Genomic DNA, 24,851 nt, shown 5'->3' on the forward strand with positions numbered 1-24,851 from the left:
CAATGTCCTCCGCGCAGCCGGCGACTACTCTGTTACCCGACGGATTGGCGGAATTCTGTCTGCGGATCTGCGGGCCGGGCCGGGTAGTCCTGTTCGGCGCCGAGATGACGATGCTGACCGCGCCGTTGCGCAGGGCAGGCTGCGAAGTTTCCACGACTCAGATTGAGGCGGATGGCGAGCGCCCGGAATGGATGGTCGCTTGGGCGCAGACCGATGCATTGCGGTCCGAGGCGCTCGGATCTGACGTTTCCACGTTGGTGCTGGTGGGCGGTGCAGGCGCAGACGTGCCCGCCTGGCGGGAGCAAGCCTGTGAGCGTGGATGGGATCTTCACCCCGCGATCTTCACCATGCCTGGCGTTCTTGGCAGCGCTGCCTTGTTGGTGCTTGCTCGGAGCGGGGTCAGATCGACCTCCGCCGATACGATTCCGAATGCCAGCTTTCACGGTTTAGCGGCCGCCCTCGTACGTCCTGGTGATGCAGTCATGGCGACCGAAGCCGCTGGGGACGGCGTATGGCGGATCGTGCAGCAGCAATCACGCTGCCGCTGGTTGGGCGTGCTGGCATCGCGACCACCCGCCCCGTCGCAGCCCGGCCTCGAATGGACCAACCCTGCGCGCTGGCCGGAGTTCTCCGATTTGCTGGATGTGGTGATCACGCAGATGGCCGTCGATGCCGCGGACTGGCACGGGCTGCTGCGGAATGCACATGCTCCACTGCGGCGAAGCGGGCGGCTTGTCCTGCGCGTGCCGTTGGCGCATGGACTCGATCCGCTGTCACATTTGGTGACTTGCTTGGAAGAGTTGGAGCTGGTGGTGGATCGCGCGTGGTATCAGCGTACTGCCGGCCGGACTGGTCTTGAGCAGTTCCACGAAATTGACCGCGAAACTCCGCTCGCCACTGCGCGCGGGGAGAGCGCCGACGCAATTGTGCTGCTCGCGGTGAAAACTGGCGGGCGAGGGGTCACGCAGGACCCTTTCGCGCAGGTTCCCAACATCATCGCATTCCATCGCGACTATCAGGACGCAAGCGTTGTCCGCTTGATCGTTTCCATGGGGGAGCGGATCGAATCACCGGTGCTACGCCGGCAGCTTGCCCGCAGCGTACTCGACTCGTCGTCACCGACTTCCGCCGATCACGGTGCTGCCCTGTGCGTACTGCTCTATGACGCGGAAGCAGCCGCCGGAGACAAGCGTGAGGTGTTGCTCGGTGCCGTCTGGCACTACATCACCGAGCCGGCTGCCAATCCTACGGTGCTGCGCTGGCAGGTTTCCCTCGCCTTTGCCGCCGCTCAGCTCTACCAGGCCGATGGCAGGCTGGAAGAGGCGGCTGAGCTCTATCAGCGTGTCCTGGCATTCGATGTGCTGGCCTTCAGCCCGCTGCTGGGTACCAAGACCACTGCCGCCGCCGCAAGGTTGGGCTGGATCAGGTTCGGCCAAGGCAACGTCGATGCTGCACGCATGGCATGGTCCCGCGGTCTGGACGAGGCGCGGCGGCTGTCCGCTCAGGCGGACTGGTCCGAAGTCGTGGCTGATCCTGCGGCGCCGGAGACATTCTCGATGCCGGAATTGGCCGCGGTCATGGATGAAGCCGGTGGCCTGGCGACTGCGTTGCGCGTTACTGCTGAGTCTCCACTGCGGCCGGGGATTGCTTGGCAAGGGGGAAACCATACCTGGAAAGCACAATTGCAGGAGGCGCGCACGGAACTGCGGCTTCAACAGGAGTGGATCGGCAAATTGCAGGTTGCCAAGGACTGGCTCGACGGTCAGTACCGCCACCTCAACGCCGAGTTGGAGCGGCGGGAGGGGGTGGAGCGCGTACTCGAGTCACAGTTGCTTGTGCTCGCTGAAGATATGGACGAACTGCGTTCGGATCTTCAGAGGCATCGAATCGAAAGTGAAACGCTGCAGGAAGGAAAGGCATGGCTGGACGGGCACACTGCACGTCTCGCCACCGAGCTAAGGCGACTGATGGCGCAGCACGAGGAGCTCTCGTCTGCGAAAAACTGGCTGGATGCCCAGTACCAGAGTCTGAGTCTTGAGCTCGACCAGCGCCTGACGTGGCAGCGCCAGCTGCAAGAAGGCAAAGACTGGTTGGAGCAGCAGTACTACCGGCTGCATGAGGAGTTGGCACTGCGTACCGAAGAGCTTCAGGCATCGCAGTCCGAGAATGAAGCCAGGGCGGCAGAGATCGTGGGCCTCCGGGCCGCATTCCGCTTTGCGCATCTGCATGCGGAAGCTGAATGGGCGGGGCTGCAGGATGAGCTCCAGCGGAGGCGGGAGGAGCTGGCGCAGGTGCACAACGCGTATCAGCGCCAATCAGCTGCACTGGACGACAAGATCGCAGCACACCGGAAGCTGGAGGAGGCAGCGCGTGATCTCGCCGCAGCAACCGGGCTGATCATCGGCAACTCACCTCAGCTGCGATTCCCGGCCGAGGCCATCGCAGAAGAGATGACCTCGCTCGCGTCAGCACTTCAACGCATGCCGCTGAAGTCCGTGGTACGCACGGCATTGCGTTTGCTTACCAAGCTGCTCGATTGGAGACATCCGCGATGATGGCTGAACTTACCGTCGTAGTGACTTTCCATCGCGAGGGATTGTTTGCATATGCTGCGCTGCGAAGCTACATGCGGTCGCGCCAGCATGCGTCTGCCGCCGGATCGCAGGTGAAGTTCGTGCTGGTATTGGACAATGCAGATGAGAAAACCAGCGCAATTGTGCGCGGGCATCCTGACCTGGAGGGAGATGAGCTGATCCTCGTCACTTCAGCAGGAGATCCGGCGCTGGCGCGCAACCTGGGTATCGAGCAGGCCAGAAGCACCTTTGTCTGCATCCTCGATGGCGATGACCTGATCAGCCGGGATTACTTTCAGCGACACTTGGCCTTTGCTGCGGCAGCTCCAGTTCGGTCCGTTCTTCACGCCGAGGTGGTTGCCAGCTTCGGCAGGGAAAATGGAATCAGTCTGCAGCTTGATCAGCGCAGCATGCCATTTTCGCCGGACGTGCTGCTCCACGCGAATCCTTGGATAAGTGCCGTGTTCGCGCGCCGTGAAGTCTTCAGTCAGATCCCCTACGTCGCCTGCCGGCCAGAAAAGACCGGATATGGCTATGAAGATTGGCATTGGAGTTGCCAGACCGTGGCGGCGGGCTACGAGCATCTGATCGTGCCACGCACGGCCTATTTCTACAGGCTCAAGCACACAGGCTCGGTCAATGCGAGCAGCGCCGCCATGCGCGCCGTCTTGCCACCGAGTGATCTGTTCGGTCGATGGGAGCATTGTTGATGCGGCGTCTGTTCGCTTTGGCGCGTCGTGTCGATGTTCGCCAGCTGCTGCGTAATCCACGAATGGAACTGGGCCGCATCATGGTCTGGCTGGGTCGACGCATTGAACGCGTGGGTCGGAATACCGGCAGCGGGCACAGACCAATGCCGGACTGGCTGCATGAGGAAATGGTGGCGCTGGCGGCGATCGAGCCGGAGCTGTTGAGGGAGGGTGACGAGCCCAGGCGCTTTGGCCACGCTTCGATCCCGCTCACCAACCGCCCGGGCGAGATCTATCGGGAACTGGTGGAGTCTGTCGGCACTCAGTCAGCCAGCCACGTTCTCATCTTGCCATGGTTGGTGCGGGGAGGGGCTGATCGGGGGGCGCTGCATCACCTTCGGGTCTGGGCAGAGGCGCTGCCCGCAGGCAAAGCATTGCTTGTTCTTACCGAGGACGTTGCCTCTCCTTGGCTTGAGCGAGTCCCAGCGGCGGTCAGGGTGCTCCCATTTGGCCGGATTGTGGGCGGCATGGCATTGCCCGGTCGCGTGCAACTTCTGACCCGGCTGTTGCTGCAGATGCAACCGGCGGTGATTCACAACATCAATTCAAGGGTCGCCTGGCAGGCGTTCGCGCAGCACGGACTGGCGCTGCGCCAGAATTCAGTGCTGTTTGCTTCCCTGTTCTGCGATGACCGCGATGAGGAGGGGGTTCCAACCGGATTTGCCCGAAGTCACCTGCGCGACAGCTATGCAAACCTGGTAACGGTTTTTTGCGACAATAGCGTCTATCCGAACATCTGGTCCAGGGAGCTTGGTGTTCCTCGACAGCTGTTCAGCGTGCTGCGCTTCCCTTATGACCAGAAGGTTGTCCGGAAGGAGGGGCCGTATCTGATCGAAGGTCCTGCTCGAGTACTCTGGGCAGGGCGTTTTGATCGCCAGAAGCGGCTTGACATTCTCCTCCAGGTCGCAAAGTCAATGCCATCAGTAGGATTCGACGTGCATGGGGTATCCGAACTGGGCCGTCCGGATCCTGCAGTCAAGGAGATCAGAGGATTGCCCAACGTAGTCCTGAACGGTTCATTCGAACGGTTCGACGACATCGTGCGTCCCACGCATGCGGCGCTGCTTTTCACCACATCATGGGAAGGATTGCCGACACTGCTGCTTGATGCTGCGGCCGCGGGTCTGCCGATCGTGGCGCCAGCAGTCGGGGGGATCGGCGATCTCCTCGATGCTGCTTGGTTGGTTGATGATCCCGATGACGTTCCTGGATTCGTGGCGAGGTTGAAGGACCTGGGACATGATCAGGCGCTGCGTGAACAGCGTCGGATCGAACAGTACGCCTCGCTATCAGATGGTCGGGACTGGAGCACCTTCGTCAAGACACTGCAAGACATACCGTTCTACCTGCCGGAACTGCCGGCAGCGCCTGACATATCTATCGAGCAAGGAAGAATTCAGTGATTATTGGACGAGGCCTGGTTGCCAAGGCCTTCGCCGGCAAGTGGCCGCAGGACGGGGCGACTGTGATCGTTGCTGCAGGGGTGTCCAACTCCGACGAGCGGGAGCAGGCTGCATTTGATCGTGAGAAGCGTCTGCTGGATGAGGTGTTCACTTATCCGCAAGCGCGCCGGGTTGTCTATTTCGGAAGCTGCGCAGTTGGCAATCCGGACGAGCCGAGGACTCCCTACCTGCGGCACAAGACTTGGATGGAGTCTCGGGTGCTGGCCGATGAGCGTGGCAGGGTGTTCCGGCTTCCACAGGTGGTTGGCGAAGGAGGCAACCCACATACGCTCACCAATTTTCTCAGCCAACGCATTCAGTCTGGTGAGCACTTCGAGGTGTGGGTACGCTCTGAGCGCAATCTGATCGATGTCGAAGATGTGGTGACCCTGGTGACCCATGTGCTCTGTCACCCCGAGCAGTTCCCGCGGATGATGCCGCTCGCAGATGCCCAGTCGACCCGTATGCCTGACATTGTTCATTGCATGGAACGTGCGCTCGCGAAGCGCGGGAACTACAGCATTCTTGAGCGCGGTGCCGCGTTTCCGATTGATACCACGGACTGCCTTAGGGCCGCCAGGGCTTGCGGTATTCACTTTGGCCCAGGATACCTGGAGCAGCTCGTGGAGAAGTACTATGGCGTCGCCAAGAGGGTTCGGATCTAGGAGGAATGGCCATTCGCGTCAGGACAGGTCCCCTAGTATCATGAAGATCGTTAAGTACGCTTAGAATTCAGTAGATTGGGGCGCAAATGAACGCGAAGAGGACGCGGCGAGCTGTAGTGTCGTCGAGCCGCAGGAGCGGCAAATGACCAGGCCAGCGCTGAGCGCCATCGTCACTTTCCATGGAGAAGGAATCCTTGCGCACACCTCGCTGCGCTCGTACGCGCTGTCCCGCAAAGTGGCGCGGGAGCATGGGGTCGAGGTTGAACTGGTCCTGGTGCTGGACAATGCGGACCACCAGACCCGCATGTTCGTGACCGAGCACCCCGATCTGGATGGGACTGAAATTCTTGTCGAGACCCGGCTCGGGGATGCGGCACTTGCACGCAATGCGGGTGTGGCAGCGTGCCGGGCAGACTATGTGTGCACTCTGGACGGTGATGATCTTGTCTCCACCGGCTACTTCCTGGTGCACATGAAGGAGGCCGCTCGCCAGCAAGGGCGCTTCGTTCTGCATCCTGAGATGGTCCTGAGCTTCGGCATGTACAGTGCGTTCAACTGGCAGGTGGATCAGGAGGGAGGTTACTACGATGAGAACGCATTGCTCACTGTGAACCCCTGGATCAGTGCAGCGTTCTCCACCCGCGAGCTGTTCGAGAGCATTCCCTACGTGGCCTGCTACCCGAAGCGAACTGGCTTCGGGTACGAAGACTGGTACTGGAATGCGGAGACGATTGCCCGCGGAGTGGTCCACCGGCTCGCCTGGGGATCGGCTTACTTCTACCGGCGCAAATGGCATGGTTCTCTCAACGAAGCCAGCCACGCATTGAAAACCGTCATTCCCTGCACCTCGCTGTTTGCCCTTGGGCGCAAGCGCGGCAAAGGACAAGGCCATGTTTGATCAACTCACTCATAATCGCTGGGTCCGCAATCGGTACACGCGCCGGGTGGCACACTGGGTCCGCCGTGTGCTTGCCATGCTGTCCGCAAAGTCGACAGATTCGAATGCGTCAACGTATGGCATCGCATCGGCACCTACGATGCCGGTCTGGCTGCAGGATGAGATGCGTGCACTTGCTTCGATAGAACCAGAGTTGCTGCCGCCAGGATCCGGCGTGGAGCGCTACGCCTTCTATTCGGTTCCGATGGATACCCGGCAGGGGGGGGTGTATGCCGCACTATCCGATGCCATTGGTGGAGAGCCGTATACGCATGCATTGCTGGTGCCATGGCTGAAGCCTGGTGGGGCGGATCGGGGAATCCTTTATCACGCAAGCGCCATCGCGCAGAGCGATCCGTTGGCACGGATTCTTGTTCTTACGACTGAGCCCGCTTCGTCGCCATGGGCCTCCAGGCTGCCGGCGCAGGCCCAATGCGTCGATTTCGGGAACATTGCGGCTTCCCTGGATTTCAACCAGCAAGTCAACGTAATGGTGCGTGTACTGCTGCAGTTGCGCGCGCCGACGGTTCATCTTGTGAACTCCCGTGTTGGTTGGGATGCAATCCTGCGCCACGGGCTGGCGCTGACCCAGCACTCGCGATTGTTTGCTTCGCTGTTCTGCGATGACTACGACCAGCGGATGAATCCGGTCGGTTACGCGCGTGACTATCTGCGCTACTGCTACCCGCACCTTTCCACGGTAATCTGCGACAACTCGCGTTATCCGCAGATCTGGTCGCGTGAGCTGGGCATTCCTCGTGGTTCCTTCACCTTCATCCCGTTCCCATATGACGGTCGGGTGGCCGAATCGTGCGGACAGGCGATCTCTGCGGACGGTGCCAGGCGCGTGTTGTGGGCCGGCCGTCTCGACCGGCAGAAGCGCCCGGACATCCTGGCAGCGATCGCTAAGCGGATGCCTGACGTGCACTTCGATGTGTACGGTGCACAAGTGATGTCTGGCGCAGCGGTGCAGGATCTCTCCCAGCTACGGTCTCTGCACAACGTTACTCTCCACGGCGAATTCCAGAGGCTTGAGGACGTTGCAACCCCTGATCACTTTGCCTATCTGCACACGACGGCGTGGGAAGGGATGCCGACCATCCTGTTCGATGTAGCCGCGGCGAGACTGCCGATCCTCGCGCCGCAGGTGGGGGGGATCGTGGACTTCCTCGCAGAGGAGGATATGGTCGAGCGTTATGACGACGTGGATGCATTCGTTTCGCAGCTAAGACTGCTGCAGTCCTCTGCTCAACTTCGCAGCCAGCGCGTCCAGCGACAGCTTGAATCGCTTCGCCGGAATCGCCGCTGGGAGGACTTCGCTGCATCGCTCGAAGCCCTCGATGGTTACCTGACTGCCCGGAAGAGAAATGCGTCGGCAGGAACGGAAAGAGAGATCAACGCGGTGCACGTGGCGCGTGGTTGAGATCGTGACGTGAAGAGAGCGCTTGGCCGCGCTCTCCGCGCGATTTCACGGGTCTTTCCGCAATGCAGTTGGAGCCCCGCCCGGTCGCAGTCCGGACGCCGGGCTGGTTCGAGGCTGATCGCCACGTCCGCTAAATCTTTCAACAGAGTTTTCGTTGAGTCGGCCACGCAGTAGCTGCTGCTGATCCTTCAGATCGGGTCTCTTGCCCAAGAGTTCAAGCGCCAGGCGAAGAGGCTGTGCTCTGGCGAGACCGGCTTCGTCACCCTAGCCACAGCTACAAAAACCAATGGACTCTTGGCTGAAGCAGTTTCGGGATCGGCGCCAGCACCACGATAGGCAATGCCTGCAATGAACGTGGTGCTTCCGTAACAGGCTGCTTGACTGATCGCGTTCTGCGTCGTCTGTTGCGAGGGCGGGGCTGATTGCCCGAGGCCTCGCCCGCCGAAGAGCTGGAGAGCAGCTTTCAGAGCAGCCTCAGTTGCCTTCCCCAAGATTGAGATTGGTGAGAGTGCGTAGTCCGGTGCTGGAATATCCTGGCTCAGGGGCCGCGGCGATAGAGCTCCGTTGATTGACGACGGTGGTATCGGGTGCTCGTCATTCTCGCGTCGCATCGATACCCATACGGCGGGTTGCTCCCAACGCCGTCTCGGCGCAGATTCAAGGAGACGCCGAGTCCGCAGGAGCACGCTTCGTGCGCCTGTCACTAGGAGGGCGGACTTGGAGTATCAGTCCGCACGCAGAGTCCCGTAGCGCCGGACCGGCGCTGGCTTCCATCAATTCCCACAACCGGTATTTGGTCCTAGGCGAGTCCCACGAAATGATTCAAGTGTTTCGGGCCGTCCCGGCCGACCAGTTGCTGCGAACTCTCTGAGCTCCGGTTAGCAGTCGAGTTGACCAGCTGGTTCCCTGCAGATGCAGGCGAGCTTCCAGAAAAGCTGTAATCAGGAGTACTGAACCGGCTATTTCGACTGTGAAGTAGTACTTGAAATGCGATCCTGGAGCGAAAAGTACCATTGCTGGAATCCTGGAAAGAATCAGCACAGCCGCCAGGCTGCTTGCGGGTGCCCATCGGTAGGCCAGTACCACCAAAAGAAGCAGTACCAGTTCCGGAATGAAATTCCACCACAGGAACGACCCCTTGAGGTGCATACCCTGGTATTGCGTGGTCGAACTTAGGGCCGCCATAACAGATTCGCGGGAAGGCCCAAGAGTCCCGAACAGACTGCGCACATGCGACATCGGTCGGCCGTCGGAATAGTAGGGATTGGAGGCGTTTAAGGTTGACCAGTTCCCTGCGATGTCGCCCTCGACAAATGTGAGTGTCCTTGGGCCGAGGCCAGAGGCATACCCCGCTGTCATCAGCTTTGCAGAGACGAACTTCGCCGGGTTTTCGACAATCAAAGTAGTCACCGCAGCCAGGAAGACCTGCTTCTGTTCTTCTGTCGCATTGGGATTCATCGCCTGGTCCCAGTACAGCGGGATCTCCTGTGGAATTGATCGTTCGACGACACGGTCATATGGAATGATGGGGTCAACGGCAGTACGAGCGGCGCCAGGCGTGCTTTCGTAATAGGGGCCCTGTACTAGCTGGCCGAGCGGGTTAAGAGCCAATGTCAGTTGATATCCCCAGCGGTTCTGCCATTCACCCAGAACCGATGGCAGCAGAAGACTGCAGACCAGCAATGGAGCAGCGAATGCAGAAAACAGCAGCGCTGTGGAGCGCGGACTGTGGAGTGCCTTGATCAGAACGATGGCCATGGCAATGAATGCCGGGAGCAATCCATCGGTCCGGACCACTAGGCCCAGGGCGGACAGCAGGCTCAGCGCGACTATGTAGCGCGTAGATGTCCAGTGCCGATCAAGCAGGTAGTTGAGCAGCACCAATGCCAGTGCGACCTGGATCATCGCGAAAGGCACGTCTCGACTCAGCAGCAGGCTGGTGGATACGAATGCAACCGATGCAGCCAATGGAAGATGCAGGACGATTCTGGCGATAAGTCCGCCACCCAAGCGTCGGACAGTCCAGTCGGCATAGGCTAGCAACATCGCGGCCATGAGAACTTGAACCATGCTGATCGCCCAGTATTTCGGAATCACTTGCAGGACAAATTGATAGCCGACCGGGGTCATGAACCCAAGCCAGCTATCGATGGGGAAGTTGAGTCCATACAAGTAAGCCGAATAGGTATCCGACATCAAGATTCCTGGCCAGACCAGTGCCAGTGCGGCACCGAGCCACATGGCCCAGGCCAGGAAGACCAGTCGCGACGCGGTATCGGCGAGTAGGAAAAGTCGGAAAGACAGCAGCAGCGCAATGGACGCCGTTCCAGCGCCAGCTAGGCGAAGAAAAAGCACTTCCGTGCCGCGCCCATTCATTCCAAACCAGTCCGCTGACCACGCTACGGCCAGGTAAAGGGCGAAAGAAACTGCAGCTGCACCGAGCTGGCGTGCTGACGGCTGTGAGATCGACATGGCTCTTCTACTGCTGCAGGGAAAGGAATGCGTCCAGTTCGGCGGGAGTTCCGAGTGGGACGACATCGCAGAATTCCAGGACCGAAACGCTGACCCGAGCGTTCTGCTTGATCATCGTGTTGTACATGGGGGCGATGTAAGCTTCTCCGCGCTCAAGCCCCGAACCGCTTGCGCCGAAGTGTTGCTCGTAGGTGCGGCGATACAGTTCGGGAGAGCGGAACCAATAGAGTCCAACTGTCGCCAGCTCCGAAATGCGATGTTTCTCGCGAACCTCCAACGCGAGTCCGTCCTCGCCCAGGCGAACGAAGCTCCAGTGTGTGCCGGGAGCCAAGAAGCAGGGAATATGACCGTCGACATTCCCGCCTGGGGGCTGCATGCTGCCGGGCGAGATGTGTGTGTCTATATTGAAGATCGCAATCGGTGCATTAGCCTGGCAGTGATCAATGGCAAGCAGGGCCGTTGTTGCTTGTCCATTGGTCAAGCCGTCGATCTCGACGATCTCAACATCATCGATGCCCAATGCTATGCATTGGTTGATGATGAAGTCGCGTGCATGGTCTTCCCGCCGAACGACAAAGACGCAACGAGCGGGCATGTAGCCTTTCAAGCTAATCATTGACCAAGCGAAAAGGGTGGAGCCTTTTGCTTCTATCATGTACTTCGGCACGGTGTATCCGGCCGCAGCGAAGCGCGAACCCAGCCCAGCCATGGTTATCAGCAGAGTCGTCATGGATTAATCCGTGTCCCTGTCGCCATTCAGCAAGTTCCGGATCTGATCAAAGGACAAGTCGCGGAACTCATCGGGCCTGACCGTGCGGTCGTCGACGTAGAACCCGTCCTTTCCTGGCCAGGGTTTGGCAAAGTAGAGCTCGTCGTAAGGGATATCCCAGCGCTGCAACCACTCCACCATCTGTGGCGCAGTGACTGCATTGATGCGCCCGAGGTTGCCATCGAACGTCCGCATGTTGCGGGAAGTGCTGAGCGCGATCCGGAAGCCCAGCTCACGATATTCACGCATTCGGGAAATTATCTCCGGATAAGGCACGAGATCCGAGTAGCTCTCGCCGTCCTTCTTGATCGGACAGAGCGTGCCATCGACATCAATGACCAGTGTTGAATCGTTGCTGATAGTTTTGCTCGATGTCATGAAGGATATCCGTTGCGTTGATCAGGAATGCGAGAACTTTGTGCTTTCTGTCAATGTGCAATGGCAGCATTGACAGGAACAAAGACAGTTCGTGGAGGCGGACAAGCAGGGGGTCGTAACCGTTATCGGTGAGCCACTCAAGGAATCTATTCTTTGCTTCATCAATGCCCGCGTGTGCATTGACGATCAAGCTCAGCCGCCCATCTTGGTCAACTTCAAGTCGATATAGATCCTGGTTGATGAAGTCATAGTCGCCGAGGATCGAATGCGAGAGTTTGGCGACGTCGTAACTGGGGTCGGTCCACAGTTCGGCTTCTGTGATGGCGCCCTTGGGGTCAATTAGTTTAAGAAGCCTGCCGTGACGCTCATACAGCATGTTTGAGAAGCATAGGTCTCCGTGCCCGATGCACTCTCGAGACGTGGCTACTGGGACGCTTTGGGTGACCTTGTTGTACAGGTCGGTGTAGCGGGCTGTCAGTTCATCGAACGACGTGTATGGCGTGCCGATGGCAAGCCAGTTCTCCAGCTCGCGGCCCTCCGGCAGTGCGCGCAATTCCTCCATCCGGCGCATGAGCTTGTTCAGATAGAGCTCACGCTGTGTGGCGCTGCAGACCTCGACATCTACCTGACGGCTTGGACGTTCTTGAAGGAACGCGCGCAGCAGGGAAAGCACTTGCTGTAGTTCGGGGCCGGATATGGCGCCATGAACCCATTGCAGGGCTACGTCAGCAACCTGCAGTCTTTCCATCCGATATTCTGCGCCACTGGCTTCCACGCGCAGGTCATAGGGCATGACAAACCATCGCCGCATCGCTTGAGGAAGCAGGTGCCAGTAATCATGCTCGGCAGTAATTTTGCGGGCGTTGGAAGAGCGCTTGCTGATGGTGAGCTCATCGGCGCGGATGTCATTGAAATGGCGGGCCTCGAATGCCCCTGACAGAAGCGACAAGCAGTTCCGGTAGTCATTCAGGTCGACGAACGCATCCGAGCCATCCATGACCACCAAACCAGGAAGCGGCGGCTGGTCCAGACCTTTTATCAGCCTTCCCAGGGATATCCCCGAAGCGCTATACAGCACTGCTTGGTTTCCAACACGAATGTGCGCGTCGATGGCAGCAAGTACCAGGCGCTTTATCAGCGCGGAACCGCTACCGATATCACGGATCCAAACGCACGCTGGAACCATGAGTGTCCTGCACTCGTTCAGATTCGCCTGTTCTATTGCCTGTGTGAGGTCGCCATCGGAACGGACAACGTGGATATCGCTGCAGCCCACCTCCATTGCTCGAGCCTTCATCCAGCCAAGCAGGGCACTCCGGCGGTAGTTGACCTCGCCGAACCGCCGATGCCCGATCAGGTCACTGACGGGGGGGGATGCCGTCTGGCGATCGTCAATGACAAGGTGCAACGTCATGCTTGTTCTCCGGAATAGCGCTTCTGCCTATGCTCAATGCGGTAGCTGGTCTGCCTGGAGCGGCGCCGTGCCAGCGAGCTGTAAAGGCAATAGATGCTCGATGGAATGGTTGCCGTGGCGAGAGTCAGGGTGACTACGTTCCAGTAGCCTGCGTGCCAAGGTGAGAATGCCGACTGCAGCAGGACGGATTCGAACATATCGATGAAGCCCGCGAGCTGACCAGGTGCAGGGTCGACGTTCATGGCGATAAGGTAGAACGCAGTGAAATCAAGGATCCAGATTCCAATGGTCACCAGGAGCAGAAGAAGGACGCGGCCGCCCATCATCTGCCGGAATGCGCTGAAGGCTGCCTCGAATGTATTAAGTAAGGTCAATGCGTGCAGTCCACGCACGCTGCTGGAGCCAACCAGGATGAGCTGACGAAGTTCTGTGGAAGTTGCGCGACTGGTGAGATAGGCGGCAAGTGCAAACAGAAGCACGGTTAGAAGCACCGCAGCGAGCAGGCCGATTGCTGCATCGCTGTATCCGCTCGAAGTCAGAGCCAGAATGGCCAACAACAGGACTGAGGCATCGAGCACCTTTTCGCTGGCATAGGCTGCCAAGCCAGCCGCAGGCTTGCGGGCGAGCCGCATGATGGCCCATGCCCTGGTGAGCTCACCGAGCTTGAATGGAGCCACCGCACTGAGCCAGGTGCTCCATGCATGGGTCGCCGACACATTTGCCAGCGAAGGCTTCTCGAAGATGAAAAACATCACCAGCCGCGACACGCGCATTAAATGAGAGATGGCGTATGCGATCACCGCTACCCAGATTCCAGGGCCAAGGTGGGTGCGGGTCGTCAGCCAGAAGATGGCCAGCCCAAGCGCAGCCGCAGGTAGCACAAGGTCGAGGAGGCGGGGCAATATCCTCACGCCCCCGTCCTCGATTGGTAGATCACCTCGGTCCTGTAATCCGCAGCTACGCGCTGTCGGTGATCCCTGGATAGAAAGGCGCGTGGCCGCAAGGCGAAGGCGCCCAGCAGTGCCAGCACCTTTGATGCCTGGCGGAAAAGTCTGACATTCGAAATCTGGTCGTCCTCCCGCCAAGTGATCGGGAAGAACGTCATGCTGTGGCGCAGGTGGCTGTGAGCCAGCACCATGCAGTAGTTGAAAGTTAGGTCATCCGGGAAGCGTAGATGGAAGCCACCCCTGAAGATTGCAGTACGGTAGCTGTTCAGGCCTGACCCCAGGTCATGCAGCCGCTTGCGAGCCACGAGCGAGAACAGCAGGTTGAACACTTCGTTGCCGAAGGTTCTAAAAGCGGAGTAACCAGGCAGGGTGCTACCGGGCATGAATCGTGCGCCCAGCAGCGCATCCAGATTTACGCTGTCCCCGGACAACGCCGGGACAAGATCGGCAATCGACCCCTGATCGTCGCCATGCAGAATCGTTACGCGTTCGAACCCGTTCTCCAAGGCATGCGCGAAACCCACCTTCTGCGATCCACCCAATCCATAGTTTTCCACGTTGCGGCAGACCTGAATCTCGCAGCTCGTGAACTGACGGGCTGCGTCGCATGCGACCTGAAGCGTCTCGTCGGTGCTCCGGTTGTCGATCACGAGGACACGATCAACGAAGCCAGTCGGGAGCGATTCGAACTGCCTGAGCACACGGGCAATCTGTCGCGCACAGTTATAGGCGGGGATGAAGACAAGGTGTCTGCTCATGCGTCTCTTTCTGATTGCGGCGGGAATAGGTCGTGCGACAGTGTATTTGAATGGCGCCCCGCAAGATGGCGACACCTCTCAGGCAACGGTTCAGGGAAGTTCCGCGCGGGAGCGAACCGAAGGTGCGGTCAATAGCGTCACAGGACGGGAGATATTAACATCACATGAGGGCATCTCCATGATCCTCCGCCCCTGGTTGGCGACCCGTTGGCATGGAAGGCGCGCGACCCGCCTCCCCTGGAATCGCACCTGCCCCGGGTTGGACGATTGCCTTGGCTCGGGGATCCGGATGCCGAGGAGCTATCAGCGCTGTTGGGCTCACTTCACTCAGGCCAGACGGAGGCCGGCTGATTGGGTCTCGCAGGCTTGGATCAGGAATTTTCCTTGGCATTGCCGGAATGGAGAAGAAGTCGAGCAACAACGAAGTTGAGGGTCATTGTGAATGGTGTGATGGCAATCTTGAGAAGCGTCTCCGGGCTGCCTGACGTAATGTCGTGCAAGCGAGGACCGAACGTGCTCGTCAGCCAAGCCAAGGCGAGCGAAATCAGCATTATGTGAACCGCCTGCCAGGCCAGCCATGCCAGATACTTGAGCCCATCGTGTCCGCCAGCGCCGTCAAAAATCCTCTGGCGGGAAACCAGAAACACGAAGGTTGCTGCGGAGGTATCTGCGATGGCGTTGGCCCATCCCACCGGCAGGTGTACCAGGTGTACCAGCAGCCACAGCAGGCCCACGGCGATTACAAGCCCGGTGCCTGAAACGATGAAGAAGCCTGCGTACTGCTTCAGTAAATTCCGGAAGCCAGCACGGACGCCGACCAACGGCGTACTTGTCATGGCGCAGTTCCCCGCCGTGCCAGGAAGGCAGGCGCGCGCGCGCGCGCGCCTTCTTCCGCGACCAGCAGAATCCAACTGCCAGCGCACCTCATCAGAGCAATGTCTCCAGCTCCGGCAGGATCGCGAACAGATCCCCCACCAGACCAATGTCGGCAATCTCGAAGATCGGCGCATCGCCGTCCTTGTTGATCGCCACGATCGTGCCGGCGTCCTTGATGCCGGTCAGGTGCTGGATGGCACCGCTGATGCCGACGGCCACATACAGTTCCGGCGCGATGATCTTGCCGGTCTGGCCGACCTGCAGGTCGCTGGGCACGTAGCCGGCGTCGACCGCGGCGCGCGAGGCACCGACCGCGGCACCGAGCTTGTCGGCCAGCTGGAAGATGACCTTGAAGTTCTCTTCCGAACCAACGCCACGGCCACCGGAGACCACGCGCTTGGCGCTCTGCAGGTCCGGGCGGTCGCTGGCACCGGCGGCCAGGCCGATGAAGCGGGTGTGGGCCGGCAGAGCGGCGTCGACGCTGGCCGCTTCAATGGCAGCGCTGCCACCCTGGGCGGCTTCCGGCCACGACGCGGCACGCACGGTGGCGACCACGATCTGGTCGGCCGGGGCTTCCACGGTGATGATCGCGTTGCCGGCGTAGATCGGGCGCTTGAAGGTGTGGCTGCGTTCAACGCTCATCAGGTCGGATACCTGGTTGACGCCGAGCAGGGCGGCCACGCACGGCATCAGGTCCTTGCCGAAGGTGGTCGATGGGCCGAACACGTGGGTGTAGCCCTTTGCAAGCTGCGCGATCTGCGGTGCCAGCACTTGGGCGATGGCCTGCGCATTGGCGGCGTTGGCAACGGTCAGGACCCTGGCGACGCCAGCAATCTTCGCGGCTTCAGCGGCGACGGCGGCCGGATCGGCGGCCAGCACCAGCACGTCGATGCTGGCACCGCTGATGGCAGCGGCGGCGCTGACGGTCTTGGCGGTGGCGGCGTTGAGCCTGCCGTCGTGGTGTTCGGCGATGACGAGAATCTTGCTCATTACAGCAGCCCCTTCTGCTTGAGTGCAGCAACCAGTTCGGCCGCGTCCTTGACCATCACGCCCTTGCTGCGCTTGGACGGCGCGGCATAGTGGTTGGTCTTGAAGGTGTCGGCGGCTTCAACCCCGAGGTCGGCCAGCTGCAGGGTCTCCAGCGGCTTGGCCTTGGCCTTCATGATGTCCGGCAGCTTGATGAAGCGCGGTTCGTTCAGGCGCAGGTCGGTGGTGACCACCGCCGGGAGGTCCACTTCCAGCGTTTCCAGGCCGGCGTCGACCTCGCGGGTCACCGTGGCCTTGCCGTCGGCGACCTCGAGCTTGCTGGCGAAGGTCGCCTGCGGGCGGCCCCAGAGCGTGGCCAGCATCTGGCCGGTCTGGTTGGCGTCATCGTCGATGGCCTGCTTGCCGAGGATCACCAGGTCCGGCTGTTCTTTCTCGATCAGCTTGAGCAGGGTGCGTGCGGCGGTGAGTGGCTGGATGGCCTGGTCGGTGACCACATGGACCGCGCGGTTGGCGCCCATGGCCAGGCCGTTGCGCAGGTGCGCCTGGGCATCGGCCGGAGCGATGGTGGCGACCACCACTTCGCTGGCGATGCCCTTGTCGCGCAGGCGGAGGCCTTCTTCCAGGGCGATTTCGTCGAAGGGGTTGGGGGACAGCTTGACGCCGTCGGTGACCACGCCGGAACCGTCCGGCTTGACCTGAATGCGGACGTTGTAGTCCACCACGCGCTTGTACGCGACGAGGATTTTCATCTGGTACGGGTCCTTCAATAACGGAGAGAACGTCCGGTCCTCGCACAGCAACCGGTTCGGGGGTGGGGTCCCGATTCTAGCGGGTGACGGGGCACCATGCGAATGCGTATGGTTTTGTTGCGATGCGGCAGAATCCGCGAGGCCATGCGTGTTGTTCACGGTGTGAGGGCAGTCGTGAAGGTGCCCCCGATGTATCCTGTTGCGCTGAGTCGGGCTGCCGGGTGCGGCCCACATGGATCATCAACAGGAGAACAGGTAGTGCCCACATGGCTTGTCACCGGCGGTGCCGGATTCATTGGCGGTAACTTTGTTCTCGAAGCGGTCGCCCGTGGCATAAAGGTCGTCAACCTTGACGTGCTGACCTACGCCGGCAACCTGAAAACCCTGTCCAGCTTGGAGGGCAATCCCAACCACGTGTTCGTGCAGGGCGACATCGGTGACCGCGAGATGGTCGCGCGCCTGCTGGCCGAACACCGGCCCGATGCGGTGCTGAACTTCGCTGCTGAAAGCCATGTCGACCGTTCCATCGACGGCCCGGGCGCCTTCATCCAGACCAACGTGGTGGGCACCCTGGGCCTGCTGGAAGCCGTGCGCGACTACTGGAAGGCACTGCCGGCCGAGCAGGGCGCGGCGTTTCGCTTCCTGCATGTGTCCACCGACGAGGTGTACGGCACCCTGGGTGAGACCGGCAAGTTCAGCGAAACCACCCCGTATGCGCCGAATTCGCCGTATTCGGCGTCCAAGGCCGCCTCCGATCACCTGGTGCGTGCGTTCCATCACACCTACGGGCTGCCGGTGCTGACCACCAACTGCTCCAACAATTACGGCCCGTACCACTTCCCCGAGAAGCTGATCCCGCTGGTGATCGCCAAGGCGCTGGCCGGTGAGCCGTTGCCGGTGTACGGCGATGGCAAGCAGGTGCGCGACTGGCTGTTCGTGTCCGACCACTGCGAGGCGATCCGTACCGTGCTGGCCAAAGGCCAGGTTGGCGAGACCTACAACGTCGGTGGCAACTCGGAAAAGCAGAACATCGAAGTGGTGCAGGCCATCTGCCGGCTGCTGGACCAGCGTCGCCCGCGTGCGGATGGGCAGCCGCGCAGCAGCCAGATCACCTATGTGACCGATCGCCCCGGCCACGACCGCCGTTACGCGATCGATGCCTCCAAGCTGAAGAACGACCTCGGTTGGGAACCGGCCTATACCTTCGAGCAGGGCATCACCTTCACCGTCGACTGGTACCTGGACAACCAGGAATGGGTCAATGGCGTGCTCGACGGCAGCTACCGTCTGCAGCGCATCGGCACTGCGGCCTGAACCCAGGAGACGACATGACCCAGCGCAAGGGCATCATCCTCGCCGGTGGCTCCGGCACCCGGCTGTATCCGATCACCAAGGGCGTCAGCAAGCAGCTGCTGCCGGTATACGACAAGCCGATGATCTACTACCCGCTCAGCGTGCTGATGCTGGCGGGCATCCGTGAGGTGCTGATCATCAATACGCCGCACGAGCAGTCGCTTTTCCAGCAGTTGCTGGGCGACGGTTCGCAATGGGGCATGGACATCCAGTACGCAGTGCAGCCCAGCCCCGATGGGCTGGCGCAGGCCTATCTGATCGGTCGCGACTTCGTGGCCGGCAAGCGGAGCTGCCTGGTGCTGGGAGACAACATCTTCCACGGGACCGGCCTGCGCGAGGTGCTCAGGCGTGCCGACCAGCGGGATGCAGGTGCCACGGTGTTCGGTTACTGGGTGAATGATCCGGAACGCTATGGCGTGGCCGAGTTCAACAAGGATGGCAGAGTGATCGATCTGGTCGAGAAGCCCGAGAATCCGCGTTCGAACTATGCTGTGACCGGCCTGTATTTCTATGATGGAAAAGCCAGCGAGTACGCGGCCGAGTTGAAGCCTTCGCCGCGCGGCGAGCTGGAAATCACCGATCTCAACAAGCGCTATCTGGCAGAGAGCAACCTGCACCTTGAAGCACTGGGTCGCGGCTACGCCTGGCTGGATACGGGTACCCATCAGTCGTTGCTGGAAGCCTCGAACTTCATCGAGACCATCCAGACCCGGCAGGGCCTGCAAGTGTGCTGCCCTGAAGAGATCGCCTTCGGGCAGGGCTGGATCGATGCGGCCAAGCTTGAGGAACTGGCTGCACCATTGAGCAAGAATGGCTATGGCCAGTATCTGGTCAAGCTGTTGCAGCGTGGTGTCGTGCCGTGAAAGTCATCGAGACGAGTCTGGCTGGCTGCAAAGTGATCGAGCCGAACGTGTTCGGCGATGCCCGCGGATTTTTCTTTGAAACATGGAATGCCGACCGGTTCGCTGAGGCGGGGCTGGAGGGCGGCTTCGTACAAAGCAATGTTTCGTCGTCGAGCAAGGGCGTGCTGCGTGGCCTCCATTACCAGTGGCCGCGCCCGCAGGGCAAGCTGATCTCGGTGCTGCAGGGTGAAGTCTATGACGTCGCGGTGGACATCCGCCGCGGCTCGCCGACCTTCGGACGCTGGGAAGCGGTGATCCTGAGCGCCGAAAACAAGCGGCAGTTCTGGATTCCAGAAGGGTTCGCGCACGGCTTCGCTGTGCTTTCTGATACGGCGCTGTTCAACTATCTGTGCACCGATGTCTACGTAAAGGAGGCCGATGCTGGCGTACGCTGGAACGATGCCGATATCGCTGTCGACTGGCCGATCAGTGCGCCGACGCTATCGGCCAAGGACGAGAACGCCCCATTCCTGAAAGACATCGCCGAAGACCGCCTGCCGGTCTACACCCCATGACGGTGCTGGTGTTCGGCGGCAACGGCCAGGTCGGCCAGGAACTGCTGCGCGCTTTGGCACCACTGGGTACGGTGGTGCCAACCACGCGCAGTGGCCGGTTGCCAGATGGCAGTGCCTGCGAAACGGCCGATTTCAGCCAGCCCGACAGTCTGCCGGCGCTGCTGGACCGCCTGCAGCCGTCGATCGTGGTCAATGCTGCGGCCTACACGGCTGTGGATCGTGCCGAGCAGGACGCAGAGGCCGCCTTCGCTGCCAATGCGCAGGCACCGGGTGTGATCGCACGATGGTGTGCGGCGCATGGCGTGCCGTTCGTGCATTACTCCACCGACTATGTGTTCGATGGTCAGGGTTCCGCGCCGTACCGCGAAGATGAGTCGACTGCGCCGCTGGGTGTATATGGCACCAGCAAGCGAGATGGCGAGGATGCCGTACGCGCGGCTGGTGGTCGCCACCTGATCTTCCGCACGGCCTGGGTCTATGCCTCGCATGGCGCGAACTTCCTGCGCACCATGCTGCGCGTGGGCGCCGAGCGCGATGTGTTGCGGGTGGTGGCCGACCAGATCGGTACGCCCACGCCGGCCGCGCTGATTGCCGATGTGACCGCGCAGGCATTGCAGCACCCGGGCCGTCTGTCCGGCACCTGGCATCTGACCGCCAGTGGCCAGACCAGCTGGCACGGCTTTGCCGAGGCGATCTTCGCCGAAGCGTTGGCCACTGGCGCGCTGGTCAAGGTGCCGACCGTCGAGGCGATTCCCAGTTCCGAGTATCCGACCCCGGCCAAGCGCCCAGCCTGGTCGGTGCTGGACAATCGCAAACTGCAACAGGATTTCGGCATCGTGCTGCCGGCATGGCAGGACGGCCTGAAGCGGGTGATGGCAGAGATTGCCCGATAAGGGTAGCGCCGGGCCACGCCCGGCGGATGCTTGCAAGCCGCTGCGCTCGCCGGCCATGGGCCGGCGCTACCGTGGGGCGCAGGCGTTGATGCCTCAACTCCGCCCGTACGTATCCTCGAAACGCACGATGTCATCCTCGCCCAGATAACTGCCTGACTGCACTTCGATCAGTTCCAGCGGCAGCTTGCCGGGATTGCGCAGGCGATGCGTCACGCCCAGCGGGATGTAGGTGCTCTGGTTCTCGCTGAGCAGGATCACCTCGCTGCCACGGGTCACCTCGGCGGTGCCGCTGACCACGATCCAGTGCTCGGCGCGGTGGTGATGCATCTGCAGGCTGAGCGTGCCGCCGGGCTTGACCGTGATCCGCTTGACCTGGAAACGCTCGCCGTTGTCGATCGAATCGTAGGCGCCCCAGGGGCGATACACCTTGCGGTGCCAGGTCGCCTCGCTGCGGCCTTCGGCCTTCAGCTTGGCCACCACGGTCTTGACCTCCTGCATGCGGTCTGCCCTGCCGACCAGCACCGCATCGTCGGTCTCGACCACGATCACATCGTCCAGGCCGACCAGTGCCACCAGGCGCTGGGCATAGGCATAGGTATTGCGGCAGTCGATGGCGATCACATCGCCCTGGTGGGCGTTGCCGTCGCCATCCTGCTGCGAGACATCGCGCAGTGCGGTCCACGAACCGACATCGTTCCAGCCGGCATCCAGCGGGATCACGACTGCATCGGCAGTCTTTTCCATCACCGCGTAGTCGATCGAGTCCGACGGCACCGCCGTGAAGGCATCCCTGTCCAGGCGGGTGAAGTCGGCATCGCGGCGCGCCTGCTGCCAAGCCTGGCGGCTGCGGGCCAGCATTTCCGGCTGGAAGCGCTCCAGCTCCTGCAGGTAACGCGACGCCTTGAACAGGAACATGCCGCTGTTCCAGTAGTACTGGCCGCTGCTGACGTAACCGGTAGCGGTCTCCAGGTCGGGCTTCTCGACGAAACGCTCGACCGCGCGCACGCCCTGTCCATCAGCGGCATTGATATAGCCATAACCGGTTTCCGGGCCGGTCGGTACGATGCCGAAGGTCACCAGCTTGCCGGCGTCGGCGGCGCTTGCTGCGGCCTGCACTGCACTGCGGAAGGCTGCTTCATCAGTGATTACATGATCGGAGGGCAGCACCAGCAGCAGCGCGTCGGCACCGTCACGGGTGGCCTCCAGCGCGGCCACGGCAATCGCCGGTGCAGTATTGCGGCCCACCGGTTCAAGGATGATCGCGGCCGGTTCGGCGCCGACCTGCTGCAGCTGTTCGGCGGCAACGAAGCGGTGTTCCTCGTTGGCAATCACCAGCGGGCCACGCGCCGCCAGTGGGGCGACGCGTTGCCAGGTGGCCTGCAGCATCGTCAGCTCGCCGGCCAGTGGCAAGAACTGCTTCGGGTAGGCCTCGCGCGAAAGCGGCCACAGGCGGGTACCGGATCCACCGGACAGGATGACGGGCTGGATGCTGCTCATGCGGGCCTCGGTTACTGCTGGATGAGACGGGAGATTTCGTCGGTACGCGCCTGCATCAGCGACGCGTCACCACGCGCTTCGACGTTCAGGCGCAGCAGCGGTTCGGTGTTGGAGCTGCGCAGGTTGAAGCGCCAGCTGCCGAAGTCGGCGCTGATGCCGTCGGTGTGGTCCAGCGTGGGCGACTGCGCCGCGAAGTGCTCCATCACGCGCGCAACGGCGGCCTTGGCATCGGCGACCTTGAAGTTGATCTCGCCACTGCACGGGTAGGCGGCCATGCGATCTTCAACCCAGTCGGCCAGCGAACGGCCGCTCTCGGAAACCAGCTGGGCGATCAGCAGCCACGGAATCATGCCGGAGTCGGCGTAGGCGAACTCGCGGAAATAGTGGTGCGCGCTCATCTCGCCGCCGTACACCGCGTCTTCGGCACGCATCTTTTCCTTGATGAAGGCATGGCCGCTCTTGCACTGCACCGCGACACCGCCGGCCTGCTCGACCATGTCCACGGTGTTCCAGACCAGGCGCGGGTCATGCACGATCTTGCCGCCGGGATGGCGCGCCAGGATCGCCTTGGCCAGCAGGCCGACCAGGTAATAGCCCTCGATGAAGCGGCCGCTGTGGTCGAAGAAGAAGCAACGGTCGAAGTCACCGTCCCAGGCGATGCCGAAGTCGGCACCGTGTTCGCGCACCGCATTGGCGGTGGCGGCGCGGTTTTCCGGTAGCAGTGGGTTGGGGATGCCGTTGGGGAAGCTGCCGTCCGGCTCGTGGCAGATGCGGATGAACTCGAACGGCAGGTGCGGTGCCAGCAGATCGACGATGGCGCCTGCGCCGCCGTTGCCGGCATTGACCACCAGCTTCAGCGGCTTCAGCTTGCCGGCGTCGACATAGCTCAGCAGGTGCTGGATGTAGGCGCTCTTGTCATGCTGGGCGACCTGGCCGGCACGCGGCGGCTGGGCCTCGGAGGTATCGGCGGCGACCGCGTCGGAAATCGCGAACAGGCCGGTATCGGAGCTGATCGGCCGTGCGTTTTCCTTCACCAGCTTCATGCCGTTGTAATCCATCGGGTTGTGGCTGGCGGTGACCATCACGCCGCCGGCTGCGCCGAGGTGATCGGTCTGGAAGTAGACCTCTTCGGTGCCGCACAGGCCGATGTCGATCACCTCACGGCCGGTCCCACGCAGGCCTGCGGCCAGCGCATCCTGCAGTGCCGGACTGGTAAGGCGCACATCATGGCCGAGGACCACCGGGCCCGGCGCGAGCTGTGCGGCCAGGGCCACGCCGATGCGGCGAGCCAGGTCTTCGTTCAGTTCCTCGGGCACGCGGCCACGGATGTCATAGGCCTTGAAGGCGGGCAGGGGCATCGAAGCAGTCCATCCGGATAGAGAAACCTGATTATAGCGGGAGGGTCTGCAAACGGCCGGTGAGTCAGGGACGCCCGGCCGGTAGCGCCGACATGGGAGTGGGGCGGGCCGATTCCCCGTCGATGGGCCATGGCCAGCAGGCAGTTCGCATACAATTGCGCGCTGACGACCGAGGACATGGCCCGCGTGGCCATCGCCGATTGGCCTGTTGTTCCAGAAGGATCGAGGTTTGCTTTGAAATTCACTCACGATCAGAAACGCGTGCTGGTGACCGGTGGCGCGGGCTTCCTCGGGTCGCATCTGTGCGATCGGCTCATCGCGGGCGGCCATGACGTCCTCTGCGTGGACAACTTCTACACCGGTAGCAAGGCGAACGTGGATGGGCTGCTGGGCCACCCACGGTTCGAGCTCATGCGCCATGACGTGACGTTCCCGCTCTATGTGGAAGTGGACCGGATCTTCAACCTGGCCTGCCCGGCGTCACCGATCCACTACCAGCAGGACCCGGTGCAGACCACCAAGACCAGCGTGCATGGCGCGATCAACATGCTCGGCCTGGCCAAGCGTCTGCGCGCGCGCATCCTGCAGGCCAGCACCAGTGAGGTGTACGGCGATCCGGAAATCCATCCGCAGGTAGAAGGCTACTGGGGCCGGGTCAACCCGATCGGCATCCGCAGCTGCTACGACGAAGGCAAGCGTTGCGCCGAAACGCTGTTCTTCGATTACTGGCGCCAGCACCAGCTGGAGATCAAGGTCATGCGCATCTTCAACACGTATGGCCCGCGCATGCATCCCAATGATGGCCGGGTGGTCAGCAACTTCATCGTGCAGGGGCTGAAGGGCGAGCCGATCACCATCTATGGTGATGGCAGCCAGACGCGCAGCTTCTGCTATGTCGATGACCTGATCGAAGGCATGTTGCGGCTGATGGACTCGCCAGCTGATCTCACCGGTCCGATCAATATCGGCAATCCGTCCGAGTACACCATGCTGGAACTGGCCGAGACCGTGCTCCGCCTCGTCGGTGGCAGGTCGAAGATCGAGTACCGCCCGCTGCCCTTGGATGATCCACGCCAACGCCAGCCGGATATCAGCCTGGCCAAAGCGGATCTGGGCTGGGAGCCCAAGGTCGGCCTGGAGGACGGCCTTAAGGAGACCATCGCCTATTTCCGCCATCGCTTGCAGGCCTGAGGT

The 24,851-nt window shown here is 61.4% G+C and carries 22 protein-coding genes; 11 read left to right on the top strand and 11 right to left on the bottom strand.

Annotated features, from left to right (window positions below; genetic code table 11):
- Window positions 1–2: 2 nt before the first annotated feature.
- The 6 genes from AC5P9P_RS10405 to AC5P9P_RS10430 all read left to right on the top strand — a co-directional run bounded on the left by AC5P9P_RS10405 (window position 3) and on the right by AC5P9P_RS10430 (window position 7,789).
- A complete protein-coding gene (locus tag AC5P9P_RS10405; RefSeq protein ID WP_495232749.1) occupies window positions 3–2,555 on the top strand; it encodes a hypothetical protein in 2,553 nt (850 codons plus the stop codon).
- Window positions 2,552–3,283 (top strand): glycosyltransferase family 2 protein, encoded by a 732-nt coding sequence (locus AC5P9P_RS10410; protein WP_049427958.1) that lies wholly within the window; start codon window positions 2,552–2,554, stop codon window positions 3,281–3,283. Before AC5P9P_RS10405 ends, AC5P9P_RS10410 begins: the two co-directional genes overlap by 4 nt.
- Window positions 3,283–4,725 carry a glycosyltransferase gene (locus AC5P9P_RS10415; RefSeq protein WP_495232750.1) on the top strand — a complete coding sequence of 481 codons (1,443 nt, stop codon included), beginning with the start codon at window positions 3,283–3,285 and terminating at the stop codon, window positions 4,723–4,725. Before AC5P9P_RS10410 ends, AC5P9P_RS10415 begins: the two co-directional genes overlap by 1 nt.
- On the top strand, window positions 4,722–5,429 hold the full coding sequence (locus tag AC5P9P_RS10420; RefSeq protein WP_049427955.1) for an NAD-dependent epimerase/dehydratase family protein: 708 nt from the start codon (window positions 4,722–4,724) through the stop codon (window positions 5,427–5,429). Before AC5P9P_RS10415 ends, AC5P9P_RS10420 begins: the two co-directional genes overlap by 4 nt.
- Before the next feature lie 142 nt (window positions 5,430–5,571).
- On the top strand, window positions 5,572–6,327 hold the full coding sequence (locus AC5P9P_RS10425; protein ID WP_197620095.1) for a glycosyltransferase family 2 protein: 756 nt from the start codon (window positions 5,572–5,574) through the stop codon (window positions 6,325–6,327).
- Window positions 6,320–7,789 carry a glycosyltransferase gene (locus tag AC5P9P_RS10430; protein ID WP_495232751.1) on the top strand — a complete coding sequence of 490 codons (1,470 nt, stop codon included), beginning with the start codon at window positions 6,320–6,322 and terminating at the stop codon, window positions 7,787–7,789. Before AC5P9P_RS10425 ends, AC5P9P_RS10430 begins: the two co-directional genes overlap by 8 nt.
- Window positions 7,790–8,611: 822 nt before the next feature.
- Here AC5P9P_RS10430 and AC5P9P_RS10435 read toward each other — a convergent pair.
- The 9 genes from AC5P9P_RS10435 to AC5P9P_RS10475 all read right to left on the bottom strand — a co-directional run bounded on the left by AC5P9P_RS10435 (window position 8,612) and on the right by AC5P9P_RS10475 (window position 17,139).
- A complete protein-coding gene (locus tag AC5P9P_RS10435; protein WP_495232752.1) occupies window positions 8,612–10,261 on the bottom strand; it encodes a hypothetical protein in 1,650 nt (549 codons plus the stop codon).
- Between the two features lie 7 nt (window positions 10,262–10,268).
- A complete protein-coding gene (locus tag AC5P9P_RS10440) occupies window positions 10,269–10,991 on the bottom strand; it encodes a glycosyltransferase family 2 protein (protein ID WP_495232753.1) in 723 nt (240 codons plus the stop codon).
- A 3-nt stretch (window positions 10,992–10,994) separates the two neighbouring features.
- The gene (locus tag AC5P9P_RS10445) at window positions 10,995–11,408 is read right to left on the bottom strand and encodes an HAD family hydrolase (RefSeq protein WP_049427947.1); all 414 of its coding nucleotides are present in this window, start codon (window positions 11,406–11,408) and stop codon (window positions 10,995–10,997) included.
- Window positions 11,362–12,822, bottom strand: coding sequence for a hypothetical protein (locus AC5P9P_RS10450; RefSeq protein WP_495232754.1), 1,461 nt, complete (start codon window positions 12,820–12,822; stop codon window positions 11,362–11,364). Before AC5P9P_RS10450 ends, AC5P9P_RS10445 begins: the two co-directional genes overlap by 47 nt.
- Window positions 12,819–13,733 (bottom strand): hypothetical protein, encoded by a 915-nt coding sequence (locus tag AC5P9P_RS10455; RefSeq protein ID WP_197620096.1) that lies wholly within the window; start codon window positions 13,731–13,733, stop codon window positions 12,819–12,821. Before AC5P9P_RS10455 ends, AC5P9P_RS10450 begins: the two co-directional genes overlap by 4 nt.
- A complete protein-coding gene (locus AC5P9P_RS10460) occupies window positions 13,730–14,527 on the bottom strand; it encodes a glycosyltransferase family 2 protein (protein ID WP_197620097.1) in 798 nt (265 codons plus the stop codon). Before AC5P9P_RS10460 ends, AC5P9P_RS10455 begins: the two co-directional genes overlap by 4 nt.
- Window positions 14,528–14,898: 371 nt before the next feature.
- On the bottom strand, window positions 14,899–15,363 hold the full coding sequence (locus AC5P9P_RS10465; protein ID WP_495232755.1) for a GtrA family protein: 465 nt from the start codon (window positions 15,361–15,363) through the stop codon (window positions 14,899–14,901).
- Between the two features lie 91 nt (window positions 15,364–15,454).
- Complete coding sequence (locus AC5P9P_RS10470; RefSeq protein WP_495232756.1) at window positions 15,455–16,393, bottom strand: electron transfer flavoprotein subunit alpha/FixB family protein; 939 nt, start codon at window positions 16,391–16,393, stop codon at window positions 15,455–15,457.
- Window positions 16,393–17,139 (bottom strand): electron transfer flavoprotein subunit beta/FixA family protein, encoded by a 747-nt coding sequence (locus tag AC5P9P_RS10475; RefSeq protein ID WP_495232757.1) that lies wholly within the window; start codon window positions 17,137–17,139, stop codon window positions 16,393–16,395. Before AC5P9P_RS10475 ends, AC5P9P_RS10470 begins: the two co-directional genes overlap by 1 nt.
- A 258-nt stretch (window positions 17,140–17,397) precedes the next feature.
- Here AC5P9P_RS10475 and rfbB point away from each other — a divergent pair, with 258 nt between their 5' ends.
- Genes rfbB through rfbD form a run of 4 tightly spaced genes read left to right on the top strand, consistent with a single transcriptional unit; the run spans window position 17,398 to window position 20,802 of the window.
- Window positions 17,398–18,453, top strand: a complete 1,056-nt coding sequence (gene rfbB / locus AC5P9P_RS10480; protein WP_495232758.1) for a dTDP-glucose 4,6-dehydratase — start codon at window positions 17,398–17,400, stop codon at window positions 18,451–18,453.
- 14 nt (window positions 18,454–18,467) lie between these two features.
- Window positions 18,468–19,355, top strand: coding sequence for a glucose-1-phosphate thymidylyltransferase RfbA (gene rfbA / locus AC5P9P_RS10485; RefSeq protein ID WP_495232759.1), 888 nt, complete (start codon window positions 18,468–18,470; stop codon window positions 19,353–19,355).
- A complete protein-coding gene (rfbC, locus tag AC5P9P_RS10490; RefSeq protein ID WP_495232760.1) occupies window positions 19,352–19,909 on the top strand; it encodes a dTDP-4-dehydrorhamnose 3,5-epimerase in 558 nt (185 codons plus the stop codon). Before rfbA ends, rfbC begins: the two co-directional genes overlap by 4 nt.
- Window positions 19,906–20,802: a dTDP-4-dehydrorhamnose reductase gene (gene rfbD / locus AC5P9P_RS10495; RefSeq protein ID WP_495232761.1), complete on the top strand. Its 897-nt coding sequence runs from the start codon at window positions 19,906–19,908 to the stop codon at window positions 20,800–20,802. Before rfbC ends, rfbD begins: the two co-directional genes overlap by 4 nt.
- Window positions 20,803–20,895: 93 nt before the next feature.
- Here the strand turns inward: rfbD and AC5P9P_RS10500 are convergent, their stop codons facing one another.
- Both AC5P9P_RS10500 and AC5P9P_RS10505 read right to left on the bottom strand, forming a co-directional pair.
- Window positions 20,896–22,299: a mannose-1-phosphate guanylyltransferase/mannose-6-phosphate isomerase gene (locus AC5P9P_RS10500; protein WP_495232762.1), complete on the bottom strand. Its 1,404-nt coding sequence runs from the start codon at window positions 22,297–22,299 to the stop codon at window positions 20,896–20,898.
- An 11-nt stretch (window positions 22,300–22,310) separates the two neighbouring features.
- A complete protein-coding gene (locus AC5P9P_RS10505) occupies window positions 22,311–23,657 on the bottom strand; it encodes a phosphohexomutase domain-containing protein (protein WP_184013760.1) in 1,347 nt (448 codons plus the stop codon).
- 234 nt (window positions 23,658–23,891) lie between these two features.
- Between AC5P9P_RS10505 and AC5P9P_RS10510 the strand changes: the two genes are divergently transcribed.
- Complete coding sequence (locus AC5P9P_RS10510; RefSeq protein WP_049427977.1) at window positions 23,892–24,848, top strand: UDP-glucuronic acid decarboxylase family protein; 957 nt, start codon at window positions 23,892–23,894, stop codon at window positions 24,846–24,848.
- Window positions 24,849–24,851: the final 3 nt, after the last annotated feature.

It is taken from the genome of Stenotrophomonas sp. YJH_SMC_14-1 (assembly GCF_059372275.1).